Raw genomic sequence first — 15,350 nt, forward strand, 5'->3', positions numbered from 1 at the left:
TACCTTATTTTTATTATGCATTATTAAATATCTCTTCAAATTCTTCAGCTTCAAGCTTTTCTTTTTCTAAAAGAGCCTGAGCCACTGCATGTAACTTACCCATATACTCAGTAAGTAACGATTCAGCTTTTCCATAAGCCTCATCTATTAGACCTTTAATTTCTTTGTCAATCTTAGATCCAATTTCTTCACTGAAGTTTCTACTTCTTCCGATATCTCTTCCAAGGAAAACTTCATTATGGTCAGTTCCGAAGGATATAGGACCTACTTCATCACTCATACCATACTCCATTACCATGCTTCTAGCAATGTTACTAGCTCTATCAATATCATTTTTTGCTCCAGTACTTATATCGCCCATTATCAATTTCTCTGCTACTCTACCGCCAAGAAGTCCTACCATTTCATCTTTCAATCTAGACTTAGATGTATAACTTCTATCTTCAGCTGGTAAATGCATTGTATATCCACCAGCCATTCCTCTTGGAATTATGCTTATTTGATGAACTGGATCCGCATTTGGTAATAGCTTAGCTACAACCGCATGACCCGCTTCATGATAAGCAGTAAGTTTTCTATCATGTTCACTGATAACTCTACTCTTCTTTTCAGGACCGGCTATAACTCTAGTTATTGCCTCTTCCATTTCATCCATACCAATTATCTTCTTGCTTCTTCTTACTGATAGAAGCGCTGCTTCATTAGCTAAATTTTCAATATCAGCCCCTGTAAATCCAGGAGTTCTCTTTGCTAAAACTTTAAGCTCTATATCATCAGATAAAGGTTTATTTCTTGTATGAACCTTAAGTATCTCTTCTCTACCTTTTACATCAGGAGCTCCAACTACAATCTGTCTGTCAAATCTACCTGGTCTTAATAGAGCTGGATCTAAGATATCTGGTCTGTTAGTAGCAGCTATCATAATAATCCCTTCATTAACTCCAAAACCATCCATTTCAACTAATAACTGGTTAAGAGTTTGCTCTCTTTCATCATGACCACCACCAAGGCCAGCACCTCTTTGTCTACCTACAGCATCTATTTCATCTATAAATATTATACATGGGGCATTCTTCTTTGCTTGTTCAAATAAGTCTCTTACTCTCGAAGCACCAACTCCAACGAACATTTCTACGAAATCTGAACCTGATATACTAAAGAATGGTACTCCAGCCTCTCCAGCAATCGCTCTTGCAAGAAGAGTTTTACCAGTTCCAGGAGGTCCAACTAAAAGAACACCCTTCGGAATTCTGGCTCCCATTTCTATATATCTCTTAGGCTGCTTTAAGAAGTCAACTATTTCCTCTAGTTCAGCCTTTTCTTCATCTGCACCTGCAACATCTTTAAATGTAACCTTCTTTTTATCTGGAGTAGCCATCTTAGCTCTACTCTTCCCAAAATTCATTACACCTCGGCTTCCGCCTCCACTCTGAGATTGCTGCATAAATATAAAGAAAAACGCTATAAATAAGAAAATTACTAAAACTGTTGGTATTATCTGTACCCAAACAGATATATTTGTTGGAAGTTCAAACGAAACTTTTACATTTGGTTTATTATTATTTGCAAGTAATATATTTAATGTTTCAACAGGAACTACTGTATTAAAAGTTTTGTTATTTGTTAAGGTACCCTCAACAGTCATTTTATCCTGTTTTACTTGTATACTCTTAACTTGGTCACCAATCCATTTTTGTTGAAAATCGCTATATGGTATAGTACTTCCTGCTTCGCCGCTTTTCACGAGAAAAACTGCAGAAATTACAACCATTATCATTACCACAACCCAGGCCGTTAAGCTAGAAAATTTTTTCATGATAGGCCCCCCTCTCTTACTAGTTACTATAAAATTTTACCATATGATTTTTTCCATTACAATACAGTTACATTACTTATTATATACTTCCTCTTTTAAAGAAGCTATAAATGGTAAGTTTCTATATTTTTCGGCATAATCAATGCCATAACCAACTATAAATTCGTCTGGAACTTCAAATCCATAATACTTCACATTAATATCCGTCTTTCTTCTTACTGGTTTATTAAGCAAAGATACTATTTCTATGCTATTAGCATTTCTATCCTCAAAATACTTCAATAAATAGCTTAAAGTAAGTCCTGTATCAACTATATCTTCTACTATTATGACATCCTTACCCGCCACATCATTGTCTAAATCTTTTAAAATTCTAACAACTCCTGAAGTTTGCGAAGAATTTCCATAACTTGATACAGCTATGAAGTCTAACTCACAAGGTATTGATATATACTTCAATAGTTCAGAAGTAAATATAACAGATCCTTTTAGTACTCCAACTACAAGCAATTCTTTGCCCTTATAGTCATCGCTTAAATCCGCCGCTATTTCTTTAACCTTGCTAATGATAGTATCTTCAGAAAACAGTATTTCTTTTATGTCTTCTCTCATGTTAACTATTCCCTTTCTATAAAACGTATTTGTAAAATATTTTTTGTATTCTTATTAACTTTAAATAAGTCACTTATCTTTAAGCCTACAACCCAAGAAATATGGTTATCAAAACAAACCAAAGGTATTTCATCTCTTAGACTATTAGGTACTTTATTGTCAATGAATATATCTTTTATCTTTTTAGTGCCAGTCATACCTAAAGGCTTAATTTTATCACCATTTTTTCTATTTCTAATAATTATTTTTTGCTTTATTTTATCATAATCAAAATATTTGATTAAGTCACTACTATTTAAGTCAATTTTAGTATCATTCTGCCTCACCTGTAAGACAACATCATACATTAATCCATTTAATCTTAGATTTTCTACTATTTTCTCATCAAGATCTTGTTTGGATATTATAAACTCTATACTTTTGCATTCCTCAAATTTTCTTATTGAGATAATTATATCTCCATAAGAATTTTCTGCAACTATATTATTTGGAAGATTTATGTTTTTTCCCGTTTTTCCTTCTTGTAATAGGATAATATCATAAATATGTTTCATTTCAAAATTATATGTAGCTCCAGAAACATAAAATATAGATTTTCTTATAAGCCTTGTCAATAATGCCTCATGAATATGAAAAGCATCTTTGTTTATTATTATAGTCCCAGCTTTTTCTTTACAAAACTTAAAATACATATCTTCAGAACTTTTATCAATATACTCACTATCAATATTTGCTAATAAGGCAAGTCTATTAAGAGACTCTACAATATCTTTATTAAAATTATTTTTTATAAAAGGAATCATTTCAAGTCTAACCTTATTTCTGGAATATATACTTTCTAAATTAGTTCTATCTATCCTAGGATTAAGGTTATTACTTACACAATAATCTTCTATTTCTTCCCTTGTTATGCACAGTATAGGTCTTATATAGATTTCATCTCTTATTGGCTTTATACCAACCAACCCATCTATACCTGTTCCCCTCATAACTCTCATCAAAATAGTTTCTGCTTGGTCATTTGCATTATGAGCTATAGCAACCTTATCGAAACCTTCTTCTTTTATTACCTGGCTAAAAAATTCGTATCTCGCTTCTCTACCAGCCATTTCAGAGGATATACTTTTCTCTTTTGCCATCGACTCAATATTTATTCTTTTTATAAAACACGGTATTCCAAGACTAGAGCACATTTTTTCAACATAGCTTTCGTCTTCAAAGGAATCATCTCCTCTAAGCAAATGATTAATGTGAGCCGCTCCAAGAGTAATACCAAGTTCATGCCTCATCATATATAGAACATGCAACAAGCAAACCGAATCTGGACCTCCAGAAAGCGCAACTAAAACCTTATCTCCATTTTTTATCATATGATGTTCTCTTATAAAATTTATAACTTTATCATTCAAGTTAGAACACTTCCTAATCAAGTTTAATAACTTATTATAACATACCATTAAACTCTTATTAATATAAATTATTACAAATTCACTAAAACTTAAATAAATCGTATATTGTTAATTTATTAATGCTTCCATTTAAAACTACAGACTTAATCCTATGTTTTATACATAAAAACGACTATGAAACTAAGTTAGCATTAGTTTCATAGTTAAAGTGTATTTTATTCAATTGAAATATCAAAATTTTATTTTGCCCATAAAAACTTTATTTTATAACTTCTGCAAGTTACAAAGACACTTGTTCACTAGTATATCGCAAACACCTTAGATACCACCACCGTCATATCATCTTTTATCTTAGCGCCACTTATTTCCTTAGCTTTATCTAATATCTCAAGAGAAAGCTCTTTAGGATTTTTATTATTAGTTGTACGTAAAAATTCAGTAAGCCATTGACAGCTTCCATCACCATCTTTACCATATAATATCCCATCGCTTATTGTTACTATCAAATCTCCATTAGATACTTTTTTCTCTACAATATCCACATCTGTTGTATCCAATATACCAAAAGGTAATGTTTTTGACTTCACTAATTCAACCTTCTCACCCTTCTTGATAAAACTTTCTACAGCTCCAACTTTCATAAACTTGGCATTTCCTGTATATAAGTCAATATTTTGAAGATCCAAAGTTGCGAACTTTTCATCTTCACTAAACTTCATAGACATTATAGAATTAACAGTATTTATGGCTGTTAATTCCGAGAACCCAACTTGTGTGAATTTTTCTATAAGCTCCACAGCAGCTTTACTCTCTGCACCAGCCTCAGGTCCTGATCCCATACCATCACTAACCAAAACCATATAGTTACCATCTTGAGTTTTCCCATAGCTATAGCTATCACCAGTATACTTTTCTCCATCTTTACACGCTATTGCTGCATATGATGATACATGATATTTAGGGGTCTCCTCAATGTATACAGAACATTTATTAGTATTTGGGTCTATAGAACAACCATCCCCACCTATACTCATAGTTTTGCCTATAGATTTATTTATTACTGGAAGGACATCTTTTATACATATCTGTCCACCTCCACAACTATCCATAGTTACCTTTATGTTTAATCTACCATTTTTATCGTTATAACATAAAATATCATCATACTTTATACTTTCTTTATTCAACGCTCTTTTTATAGTTCTTTCTACATCATTACATATAACTATATCTTTGCTAAAATCATCTATTAATTCTCCAATTGTAACAGCCATATTGTTTATATGCCCTGCTAAAAGTTTCCTTCCTTCCCCAAGCCTTCTTTTAAGCATTTCATCCTGAACATAATTACCAACTATCTCTTCTGTATTCTTTACTAGCGCATATTTTTTAATACATTTCTTATCTAACTCTAATGGAAAACTTGATTTTCCTTCTTGATTACTTCTTATCAATTCAGAAAACGAATTGTAAGTAGTATGTAATTCTCTTTTCCAACAAGTATATCTCATATCACAGCTGCTACACACCCTGTCGGCCAGGTTTTCTATAAGCGCACTACTTTTGTTTTTTAACAACAGCCTATCATTATCAACTAAATTACTCAACGTAACTGATATAGTAGATAAAATATCTGTAAAATCAACAAGTCTATTAGTAAACTCTTCTTTAATCTTGCAAAAATGCAAATCTCCTAAAGTATCCTGCTTCCTTTCATTATCTAATTCAAGTGACAGTTTATTATAAAATTTAAGTGGAACTACAGAAAATAATACTGCTACAATCAATGCCTCTATAACCTTAAAATCATCAAACTTCTTTGAATACATCGATAGCACAAAGTATACTACAATATAAGCTAGCATTGTAAACCACTTACCTGTATCTTTAAATATACCAACCATCAATCCGCATATACTATATACACTTATATAAAGCATCATATTATTAGTAGAAAGACCCACTATTATTCCCATGGCAACACCTGCTGCTGCTCCCACTGAGCTTCCCAAAGAGAACGCTATTATTATTACAAAAAATAATGCAACTACATTTCTTATACTAATACCAAAAATCGCCACACTACCTATGCCTGAAATTATAAGACAAAACAGTAATGCCATAGCTATAAGTTCTTCACTTGTAAAAAAGTGATTTGTTTTTATATCATCTAGGCATGTAAGTGCATATTTTATAATATAATATATTGGATAAACTACAACACATTGCACTAACGAAGTTACTATATTAATCCATAAACTTATATTTGAACTAAATGCTCTATAAAAAATCATCGACAACATAAGTATAGAAAAACTCATTATTAAGCTAACCTTCTCCTTTAACTTAAACGGAAGGTTTGTAAATATAGATATAATAGCTGCTGACAAAATATAAATACCAACATTAGGCGCACTACCTAGAAGAGTGGCGTATCCTAATAAAACTCCAACTGCCGCTACTATCCCTTCTTTCTTACTTTCCTTATTTAAAAACGATAGTATGAAAGCTATTCCGAATGGTGATAGCCCATCTATACCCGCCCCATTTGCATTTATAGTTACCCTACTTATCAAAAAAGCTCCTATGAAATTAAATAGCAATCTATAAGGAGATCCTATAATCTTAAGTTCTTTCTTATCTTTTTTTCTATCACTTATTCTTTTATATGTAGTGACATCTACTCCATACTGCATTGGTAAACCCTCCCATTTTTCTAAAGCGTATTTCTATTATATCAAAGGGTATTGGAAATATATGTCACTTGTTGTTTGCTGAAGATATTTTTATTCGGACATTTATCACTGTATTTCTTTATATTATTTATATTGATTTTTACTTAACTTATTGCAAAAACACCCTTCTGGCATAATTAACTATACAGTATAGCAAATGTACCTTTCCCTAGAAAAACCTACTTATTTGTCGTTGTACAATAGTCCTTGTGAATTTATAAGGATATTTTTTATGCATATAATTAAATATTTAATTTTTATGTCAGAAAAAGCAAAATTAAATAAAAAACTTTATTCTCTCTTTACAAAAAAATCACTAAGAGACTTTCTTAGCTATCCTTTATATATATATCTTCCTGCACACACTAGTAAAACTTAGCAAGTGAGCAAGCTTACAATTTTTTATATAGCAAAAAAGAACTCATAATATATGAGTTCTTTTGGTGCTGAAGACCGGAATCGAACCGGTACGATGTTTTAGCATCGCAGGATTTTAAGTCCTGTGCGTCTGCCAGTTCCGCCACTCCAGCAAGATGTATTAAATTTAAAATGGTAGCGGAAATAGGACTTGAACCTACGACCCTTCGGGTATGAACCGAATGCTCTAGCCAGCTGAGCTATTCCGCCATGTTATGGTTGCGGGGGCAGGACTTGAACCTACGACCTTCGGGTTATGAGCCCGACGAGCTGCCAACTGCTCCACCCCGCGATATTATGGTGCTGAAGACCGGAATCGAACCGGTACGGTGTTTTAGCACCGCAGGATTTTAAGTCCTGTGCGTCTGCCAGTTCCGCCACTCCAGCGAGTATTGTATTTAATTTGAAATGGTAGCGGAAATAGGACTTGAACCTACGACCCTTCGGGTATGAACCGAATGCTCTAGCCAGCTGAGCTATTCCGCCATGTTATGGTTGCGGGGGCAGGACTTGAACCTACGACCTTCGGGTTATGAGCCCGACGAGCTGCCAACTGCTCCACCCCGCGACATTATGGTGCTGAAGACCGGAATCGAACCGGTACGATGTTTTAGCATCGCAGGATTTTAAGTCCTGTGCGTCTGCCAGTTCCGCCACTCCAGCATTTTTTTGTCCGCCTCTCAGCGACAAGTTTTATTATAAAGTATGATATGTTTACTGTCAACACCTTTTTTATTTTTTTATTTATATATGTTTTAATAGTTAATCTATCTTATAAAAAAGCAAACTACAACCCTATGTTTTAGGCTTAGTTATTTATGATAAAAGCCGGATGTTTCCATCCGGCTTTTTCTATCTGAATACTTTATATTAACCTAAATTTTTTCTTCCCTTTGACTTAAACTCTTGATGTTTTTTTACATCCGCAAGTTTTTCTTCGCTATCTTTAAGGAACTTTGACATTATATCTTCAAAACTATTTGAAGAAGCCTTCTTTTTTTCTGAACTCCAGTCAATCTCTGCAGGCTTAACTGATTTCTTTTGAACATTAGCTTGCTTTATTGAAAGGCTTATCTTTCCATTGTCATCTACTGATATAACTTTTACCTTTACCTTATCTTGCTCTTTTAGGTGCTGTCTTATATCTTTTACAAATGAATCTGCTACCTCCGAAATGTGTACAAGTCCAGTTTTACCTTCCACTTCTACAAACGCTCCAAAGTTTGTGATGTTAACCACTGTGCCTTCTAAAATGTTTCCTGCCATTAAGGTCATGTTAAAAATGTTCCTCCTTAAAATAATTAGAATAATTAAATCTATGTTATTTTTATAATAACCTATTTTGTAGAACTTGAATCATTACTTGTTAAAACTTTCTTTTCACCTGGTTTAATCATACCTAATTTCTCTCTAGCCATCTTCTCGCTATAGGCATCAGTTTTTGACATATTAACTTCATCTTTTAATCTATCATTAACTGCTTTCACTTTATTAAGTTCTAGTTGCCTTTCACTTACCTGTGTACTAATTTTGTGCATAGTAATCTCTTGTCTTATAAAACTAAATACAAATATTGATACAATTAGGAGTATAGCTATATTTTTAAGAGTAAATTTCTTTCTCATGACTAAAGCCCCTTCGATTTCCAAAAAAATTCATTTATACTCCTATTTTAATAACTATTTATTTTTTATTCAAGTTATTTTTTTATCTTGCTATTTATTAATCCTATTCCTGAAGAATATAAGTTTAAATATATACGATAAGTTCTTTAAAAATATTCTAGCACCTTTCCCTGCAATTCTCTCAGCTTTTTTTTCAGTTCTGAGTACTTTCTTACTAAATAACTTAATATAAATAAATGCGCCTATTATTATAAATAGATATACATACATCCCTAAGAAAGCATAATTGACATAAAGAAGGAATGTAAATATTATTATTGCAGTTAGTATCCAGAATAAAAAATCCTCTATAAAAACTATAAACTTAGGTGTTCCAATGCCTCTTATCGCTCTGTAAATGTCGAAAAGCACACCAGTTAACATCCCAGCTGCAAGGCTAAATATTACAATCTCAAATTGAATTTTCAATGGAAGCAGCATGATATCACCTATTTAAATATCTTCTTAAAGATATTTTCCTTTTCTTTTTTCACTTCACCTGTATATATCATAGCTGATACTTTCCCTATTATGACTACATCTCCATTCTGTACATCCAACTTATTCATCTTAAGCCCCTCACCCTTTACTGTAAGCATGCCTAAACATGTATTTAATAATATTTTTTCTTCATCAAAACTTAGAACTTCCACTACTCCTGTCAAAACAATTTTCTTTCTATTTTCCAGCGCTAAGTTGCTTTTTCTTTCTTCAACTTTAAGCTCCTTCTTATTCTCCATAATATCCTCCTGTATGTTTTTATAATAAAATATATGACTATAAATTTTGATATATTCAAAATAGAGATATTTTATTTAAAATGACAAAAGGTCTCCTTGACTATTCGTCAAAGAAACCTTACATTTCGTCTTGATCTTCTTCACCTTCTAATATTTCATACATCTGCTTTGCATTTTCTTTCTTTACATGCTCTGCAATATTAGTTATCTTAGCTTTCAGTTTTTTGTTAGCAAATACTATTTCAATTACATCCTCTTCTTTTACCTCTGTAGAAGGTTTTGCAACTTTACCATTAATAGATACTCTTCCACCTTCACACACTTCCTTAGCCACGGTTCTTCTCTTGATTATTCTAGATACCTTTAGATACTTATCTAATCTCATAATATATCTCCTTATAACTTTAAGAACCCGAGATTCCTCGGGTCCTAAAAATATATATCTATTACTTGTTAACTTTTTCTTTGAACTCTTTACCAGCTTTGAATACTGGAACTTTTGAAGCAGGTATTTGGATAGTTTCCTTAGTTCTTGGGTTTCTTCCTTCTCTAGCTGCTCTTTCTCTAGTTTCGAAAGTTCCAAAGCCAACTAATTGAACCTTTTCTCCATTTTCTAAAGCTTCTTGAACACTGTCAATGAAAGATTTTAATGCAACTTCTGCATCTTTCTTAGTTAACTTACTCTTCTCAGCCATGCTTGAGATTAATTCTGCTTTATTCACTTTTACATCCTCCTTAAAACTCTTATGATATGTTTTATGGTACCTGATTATAATTATGTATTATAATCTACATTAACATATTATATAACCACTTTTTTATATAGTCTATAGTAAATTACTTATTTAACAGTACAAATATAATATGGTAATGATTGCTCACTTATGCTATATATTCTTCATAAAAGGGAAATTTCCTTCTTTGCCCTTAGTTTTTTTCGGTTTTTTTTGCTTTATTCCACAAATTATCCATTTCTTCAAGGGACATATTCTCTAATTTTTGTCCTTTTTTAGAAGCTTCTTGCTCAATATAAGAAAATCTTCTTATAAACTTTTCTGTTGTTTGAGTTAAGGCAAGCTCACCTTCTACCTTAAGGAATCTGGCAACATTAACACAGGCAAACAATAAATCTCCTACCTCTTCTACTATCTTTGCCCTATTTTCTCCATTATATACCTCTTTTATTTCATTTAATTCTTCTTCTACCTTAAGCATAGCATCTTCTACCTTATCCCAATCAAACCCAACCTTTTTAGCCTTATTTTGCACCTTTGTAGCTCTGATAATTGATGGCAATGACCTTGCTATAGCATTTAATTCATCAGTTATACTGTCAAACCCTTTTTCTTCTTTCTTGATATCTTCCCATCTTTCTAACACTTCACCAGATGAATTTACCGATTGGCTGCCAAAAACATGCGGATGTCTATTTATCATTTTTAAGCAAATTCCTTGAATTACATCCTTTATATTAAAGTACCCTTCTTCCTTAGCAATAGAAGAATGGAATACTATTTGGAGCAATACATCTCCTAATTCTTCTATCATTCCAGCATCATCCTGGTTATCTATAGAATCCAAAACTTCATAACACTCTTCTATAAGTGCTTGTTTTAGACTTTCATGTGTTTGTTCTCTATCCCAAGGACACCCATCTTCACTTCTTAAAGTCTCTATTATGTCTACTAAATCATAAAAATCTTTTTTATTTGTCAAATCTTTTGGCACATAGATCGAAGTTAAATAATCTATATCTTCTTGCATATCAATTTCATAAAGAGGCATCTTCCTTATACTTTCTTGATTTTTTATGCCTGCGGCTCTAACAAAGTATACTTCTGTATCATCATTAAATTCTTCTTGAAGCTTCAGCTTTACCTCTGATGCGATAAATTGGTTATACACCTGAGTTATTATAATACCATTCCTTTTATCTAGAACTTGGTTTTCAATATCAAATGCATCAACAATTTTAAGACCTTCCACTGGATCTATTTCTAAAGCCTCCATCATTACATCAATAAAGCTAACTGCTGGTAAAATTTCATATGGTAAACCTTGTTCCTTGCACAGGTTTACTAGATTTAAAACAGACCTTTCTGCCACTAATGGATGCCCAGGAACAGCATAAATAATATCATTAAGATTTTTATGCTGCTCAACTAAATCCAAAGCAATGCTTTCATAAACTTGGTCAAATGTATTAGACCTCTCATAAGCATCGTCATAAGTATTAAACTTTACCCCCTCATCAATTAAATATTGAACGGTAGGGTGCTTTTCTGTCCTAAGGAATATATTAGAGCACCTCTTTAATTCTCTTATAGCTCCTAAAGTTAAGGCTTCTTCGGATCCAGGTCCTAAGCCGATTATCTTGATCATGTTCTTTCTCCTTTTATCTATGTCTTTTTAGAAATCTACTCTTTATATAATCATATTTAAAGACACCAAGAATTACTATTAGCATCACATATATAATAATACCCAAAAAAACAGAAATCAAGCAAGCTATTCCATTACTAGAGGTTCTATTAAATATATTAAGATAGGTTATTAGAACTACTAATATCATTATAGTAGCTGCAGCTAATGGCTTAATCATTGCTGCTCCGTAATCTATTCTAACTTTAAGTTTTAAATGGAGATATATGAGATTCAAAATAGAGGCAGCTATATATGCTAATATTGAAGCAGCTACTGCTCCATAAATATTTAGCCACGATATCGGTATAAGATACAATGTCAACACTACCTTAATAAAGCATCCTATAAGAAGATTGATCACAGGCATAGCATAGGATCCTGTAGATTGCAATATCGCTGTGGTAGTTTGTGCTAATATTATAAACGGAATAGAAATAGCTAGATATTTAAGTATCTGATAACCCTCATATCTTCCTGGAAATATAAGCATCATTACAGGCTCCGCTAAAAAGTATAGCCCTAAGGTACAAGGTATAGCTATAACCATTGACATTCTTATAGCAGAGTCTACCTTAGAAGCAACTTCTCTCATATTCTTCAATATATAATTTTCAGCAATTATAGGTATTAAGGAAGTACTTAGAGCAACAGATAGTGTTAAAGGTATGTTGACTATTACCGAAGCTTTACCTGTTAGCTGAGCATAAAGTATAGTAGCTTGTCTATAATCAAAACCTGCGTTCAAAAGTTGCCTTGGCACTAATATTGAATCAATCAAACTAGCTATTGTACCAACCGCACCACCTAGAGATATTGGGATAGCTATTTTAATCAACTGAGTAAGAAGTTTATCATTTGATTTTACTTTCCTTACACCAAAGCTTTTTTTAACTTTAAAGTACTTTCTTATCAGATATATTCCGCCTAAAAAGCCTCCTGCTGCTGCGCCGAAGGCAGCACCACCTGCTGAATATTCTATTCCATAAGGCAGTAATAAAACCGCTAGTCCAACACCTACAACTACTCTTCCTATTTGCTCAATTATCTGCGATATTGCAGATGGATTCATATTTTGTAGCCCTTGAAAAAAGCCTCTAAAAGCAGACATTATAGATATGCATATAGGTGCAAAAGCAACTCCAATAATAGAATAATACGACTTTGAATCCCATCTTAATGCGGACATTATAGGTCTAGCACCTAAGAATAAAAACAGCGACATGCCTGTCCCTAAAATTATCATTAAGATAAATGATTCTTTCATTGTTTGAAACGATGTATCCAAATCTCCAATTGCATTACTTTCTGAAACCATCTTAGAAACTGCCACCGGAATTCCTGCTGCTATTGCGACATAAAACATATACAAAGGATAAGTCATTTGATAATATCCTATACCCTCATCGCCTATAAGCATTATTAAGGGCCAACGAAAAAATATCCCTAAGAATCTTGTGAATATTCCAGCAACACCTAATATTATACTCCCTTTTATAAGTGATTGTTTTTTCATAAAATACCTCCAAATTTTTTAACTACTTAATCTTTATTGCAAATTTGGAGGTATTATTACAGAATTTTTTATATCTAACTGAATAAATCTTTAAAACCTAGTCAATAATTAAAATGGTTTTGGGATGCAAGTCCTAGGAGATATTATTGTTCCATTTGTTTTCCTAGGAATGCGGCTGCTGTTTCAGCAAGCTTGATTTCTAAGTCTCCAAACTTTTCTCCAGCTTGTTTGGATAATATCAAAACAGCGCCTATTGCATCCCCCTCTGATATTATCGGTGATACTACTTGACATGAATATTTGTCTTCAGCTGTATCTTCGCTATACAATGGTACAACTTTAGCTCCAGTAGCTCCTAAACATACAGTTTTTCTTTCATCCATAATTTTTTCTAATTCATTACTTATTTTCTTCTCCATAAAATCTTTTTTGGAAGCTCCACTGACTGAAATGAAAGCATCTTTATCAGCAATTAAAACTATATGTCCTATTGCTTGTTGAAGGCTTTCCGCATACTCTTTAGAAAAATCTGTCAATTCCCCAATAGGAGAATATTTCTTTAAGATGACTCCACCTTCTCTATCTGTAAAAATTTCTAGAGGATCTCCTTCTCTGATTCTCAAAGTTCTTCTTATTTCTTTTGGTATAACTACTCTACCTAAATCATCGATACGTCTAACAATACCTGTAGCTTTCATTATTATATTTACCTCCTTATATATCTTTCACTTAAAACTTTCGTTATTATTATTTTTCAGAATAGAAATTTTATACATGCTTTGGCTATAATTATCTTTTTGTATAATTTCAATCCAATAAAGTAAAAACTCACATAAATTTGCGCAAACAAATTCATGTGAGTTTTATTATGTCATTAAGACCAAAATTTATTCAATTAATTAAAGCTTATCATCATATGTTACAACGTTTAATTCTTTTTTCCATTCTTCATACTTAGCTTTAAATATATCATTCTTCTTGTTTGTTTCTAGTGTATCCTTAATTGAAGCCTTAACAGCCGATAATTCTTGAGTCTTTGATGTAGTTTGAATTCCAGTAACTTTTATTATATGCCATCCATATTGAGTTTTAACTGGACCTGATACTTCACCTTCCTTAAGCTTCTTTGCAGCCGCTAAGAAGTCCTTATCATAGTTTTGTGAATCATAAGGAACGTATCCTAAACTTCCGCCTGAGTCTTTTGTACCATCTGTACCATATTTAGCTGCTAAATCTTCAAATTTCGCACCTTTATCTAACTCAGCTTTTATAGATTTAGCCTTATCTTCACTATCCACAAGGATATGGAACATATTTGCACCAGGTTGTTGTGTGTATTGAGTTTTATTTTCGTTGTAATATTTTTCTATATCTGCATCAGTGATTTTTAAATCTTTAAATAAGTACTTATCAAAAACTGCTTGCATCTTTATTTGAGTAGCTAAATATTCTTTCAAAGTATCTAAAGTGTAGTTTGCAGATTTTAGCGCATTATTGAACTCATCATCAGTCTTATAAACTTTCTTTATATCAGCAAGTTTTGACTCAACTTCTTTGTCTAGTTCAGCCTTTTCGGGTATCAATTTTAAGTCAGCTGCTTTCTTTAAAACTACCTTTTCTTGTATAATTTGCTCCAATTGAGTTTGTCTTTGTTGCTTTAAAGCAGCCTTACCATCAGTACTCTTTTCCAAATCATTTCCATATTGTTGCTTTAATTGGTCTATAGTAGACTGCATCTTCTCATCAACACTACCAAGTGTGATTTTCTCACCATTAACAGTCGCTACTACAGTCTTGCTTATAGCTTCTGGAGTTTTTTGTATCATCTTACAGCCTGATAGTGATAATCCAATAACACCAATCAAAGCTATTGAAACTAATTTCCTTATGTTCTTCAAAATTCTTACCTCACTTTTCTTAAAATTAATTCCCCTTTATAACCAAAATTCAATAGACATAAATTAGTATATCAATTTATAACATTAATTTCAATTTATATTAGGTAAATTTATTTATTTAT

14 protein-coding genes and 7 tRNA genes are annotated in these 15,350 nt (G+C 32.3%); all 21 read right to left on the bottom strand.

What is annotated here, in order from left to right; all coding sequences use genetic code 11:
• Positions 1-13 precede the first annotated feature (13 nt).
• Complete coding sequence (gene ftsH, locus bsdtw1_RS20095) at positions 14-1,816, bottom strand: ATP-dependent zinc metalloprotease FtsH (protein WP_183279275.1); 1,803 nt, start codon at positions 1,814-1,816, stop codon at positions 14-16.
• Between the two features lie 72 nt (positions 1,817-1,888).
• The gene (hpt, locus tag bsdtw1_RS20100; protein ID WP_183279276.1) at positions 1,889-2,428 is read right to left on the bottom strand and encodes a hypoxanthine phosphoribosyltransferase; all 540 of its coding nucleotides are present in this window, start codon (positions 2,426-2,428) and stop codon (positions 1,889-1,891) included.
• 5 nt (positions 2,429-2,433) lie between these two features.
• Positions 2,434-3,837, bottom strand: coding sequence for a tRNA lysidine(34) synthetase TilS (tilS, locus tag bsdtw1_RS20105; protein ID WP_183279277.1), 1,404 nt, complete (start codon positions 3,835-3,837; stop codon positions 2,434-2,436).
• A 299-nt stretch (positions 3,838-4,136) separates the two neighbouring features.
• On the bottom strand, positions 4,137-6,533 hold the full coding sequence (gene spoIIE / locus bsdtw1_RS20110) for a stage II sporulation protein E (RefSeq protein ID WP_183279278.1): 2,397 nt from the start codon (positions 6,531-6,533) through the stop codon (positions 4,137-4,139).
• Between the two features lie 480 nt (positions 6,534-7,013).
• Positions 7,014-7,102: transfer RNA gene (locus tag bsdtw1_RS20115), tRNA-Leu, on the bottom strand.
• A gap of 20 nt (positions 7,103-7,122) precedes the next feature.
• Positions 7,123-7,199, bottom strand: a tRNA-Met gene (locus bsdtw1_RS20120).
• Positions 7,200-7,205: 6 nt separating this feature from the next.
• Positions 7,206-7,281: transfer RNA gene (locus tag bsdtw1_RS20125), tRNA-Met, on the bottom strand.
• Positions 7,282-7,287: 6 nt separating this feature from the next.
• Positions 7,288-7,376 (bottom strand) — tRNA-Leu (locus tag bsdtw1_RS20130).
• A 22-nt stretch (positions 7,377-7,398) separates the two neighbouring features.
• A tRNA-Met gene (locus tag bsdtw1_RS20135) sits at positions 7,399-7,475 on the bottom strand.
• 6 nt (positions 7,476-7,481) lie between these two features.
• A tRNA-Met gene (locus bsdtw1_RS20140) sits at positions 7,482-7,557 on the bottom strand.
• 6 nt (positions 7,558-7,563) lie between these two features.
• Positions 7,564-7,652: transfer RNA gene (locus tag bsdtw1_RS20145), tRNA-Leu, on the bottom strand.
• A 207-nt stretch (positions 7,653-7,859) separates the two neighbouring features.
• Complete coding sequence (locus bsdtw1_RS20150; protein ID WP_183279279.1) at positions 7,860-8,264, bottom strand: S1 domain-containing RNA-binding protein; 405 nt, start codon at positions 8,262-8,264, stop codon at positions 7,860-7,862.
• A 62-nt stretch (positions 8,265-8,326) separates the two neighbouring features.
• Positions 8,327-8,614, bottom strand: coding sequence for an FtsB family cell division protein (locus tag bsdtw1_RS20155; RefSeq protein ID WP_183279280.1), 288 nt, complete (start codon positions 8,612-8,614; stop codon positions 8,327-8,329).
• 90 nt (positions 8,615-8,704) lie between these two features.
• The gene (yabQ, locus tag bsdtw1_RS20160) at positions 8,705-9,094 is read right to left on the bottom strand and encodes a spore cortex biosynthesis protein YabQ (RefSeq protein ID WP_183279281.1); all 390 of its coding nucleotides are present in this window, start codon (positions 9,092-9,094) and stop codon (positions 8,705-8,707) included.
• Between the two features lie 8 nt (positions 9,095-9,102).
• Positions 9,103-9,393, bottom strand: coding sequence for a sporulation protein YabP (gene yabP / locus bsdtw1_RS20165; RefSeq protein ID WP_183279282.1), 291 nt, complete (start codon positions 9,391-9,393; stop codon positions 9,103-9,105).
• Positions 9,394-9,511: 118 nt separating this feature from the next.
• Positions 9,512-9,778 (bottom strand): RNA-binding S4 domain-containing protein, encoded by a 267-nt coding sequence (locus tag bsdtw1_RS20170; protein WP_183279283.1) that lies wholly within the window; start codon positions 9,776-9,778, stop codon positions 9,512-9,514.
• 61 nt (positions 9,779-9,839) lie between these two features.
• The gene (gene hbs / locus bsdtw1_RS20175) at positions 9,840-10,163 is read right to left on the bottom strand and encodes a non-specific DNA-binding protein Hbs (RefSeq protein WP_183279860.1); all 324 of its coding nucleotides are present in this window, start codon (positions 10,161-10,163) and stop codon (positions 9,840-9,842) included.
• Between the two features lie 157 nt (positions 10,164-10,320).
• Positions 10,321-11,775, bottom strand: a complete 1,455-nt coding sequence (yabN, locus tag bsdtw1_RS20180) for a bifunctional methyltransferase/pyrophosphohydrolase YabN (RefSeq protein WP_183279284.1) — start codon at positions 11,773-11,775, stop codon at positions 10,321-10,323.
• 13 nt (positions 11,776-11,788) lie between these two features.
• A complete protein-coding gene (locus bsdtw1_RS20185; RefSeq protein ID WP_183279285.1) occupies positions 11,789-13,330 on the bottom strand; it encodes a putative polysaccharide biosynthesis protein in 1,542 nt (513 codons plus the stop codon).
• Between the two features lie 143 nt (positions 13,331-13,473).
• Positions 13,474-14,028, bottom strand: a complete 555-nt coding sequence (gene spoVT, locus bsdtw1_RS20190) for a stage V sporulation protein T (RefSeq protein WP_183279286.1) — start codon at positions 14,026-14,028, stop codon at positions 13,474-13,476.
• Between the two features lie 201 nt (positions 14,029-14,229).
• On the bottom strand, positions 14,230-15,228 hold the full coding sequence (locus bsdtw1_RS20195; RefSeq protein WP_183279287.1) for a peptidylprolyl isomerase: 999 nt from the start codon (positions 15,226-15,228) through the stop codon (positions 14,230-14,232).
• Positions 15,229-15,350: the final 122 nt, after the last annotated feature.

The sequence above is a fragment of the Clostridium fungisolvens genome (assembly GCF_014193895.1).
Taxonomy (GTDB): Bacteria; Bacillota; Clostridia; order Clostridiales; family Clostridiaceae; genus Clostridium_AR; species Clostridium_AR fungisolvens.

Bases quoted from the DNA above. Each gene is read 5' to 3' on its own strand.
- bsdtw1_RS20170 (WP_183279283.1), bottom strand. From the start codon at position 9,778: ATGAGATTAGATAAGTATCTAAAGGTATCTAGAATAATCAAGAGAAGA.
- yabP (WP_183279282.1), bottom strand. From the start codon at position 9,393: ATGGAGAATAAGAAGGAGCTTAAAGTTGAAGAAAGAAAAAGCAACTTA.
- spoVT (WP_183279286.1), bottom strand. From the start codon at position 14,028: ATGAAAGCTACAGGTATTGTTAGACGTATCGATGATTTAGGTAGAGTA.
- bsdtw1_RS20185 (WP_183279285.1), bottom strand. From the start codon at position 13,330: ATGAAAAAACAATCACTTATAAAAGGGAGTATAATATTAGGTGTTGCT.
- ftsH (WP_183279275.1), bottom strand. From the start codon at position 1,816: ATGAAAAAATTTTCTAGCTTAACGGCCTGGGTTGTGGTAATGATAATG.
- spoIIE (WP_183279278.1), bottom strand. From the start codon at position 6,533: ATGCAGTATGGAGTAGATGTCACTACATATAAAAGAATAAGTGATAGA.
- bsdtw1_RS20155 (WP_183279280.1), bottom strand. From the start codon at position 8,614: ATGAGAAAGAAATTTACTCTTAAAAATATAGCTATACTCCTAATTGTA.
- yabQ (WP_183279281.1), bottom strand. From the start codon at position 9,094: ATGCTGCTTCCATTGAAAATTCAATTTGAGATTGTAATATTTAGCCTT.
- yabN (WP_183279284.1), bottom strand. From the start codon at position 11,775: ATGATCAAGATAATCGGCTTAGGACCTGGATCCGAAGAAGCCTTAACT.
- hpt (WP_183279276.1), bottom strand. From the start codon at position 2,428: ATGAGAGAAGACATAAAAGAAATACTGTTTTCTGAAGATACTATCATT.
- bsdtw1_RS20150 (WP_183279279.1), bottom strand. From the start codon at position 8,264: ATGACCTTAATGGCAGGAAACATTTTAGAAGGCACAGTGGTTAACATC.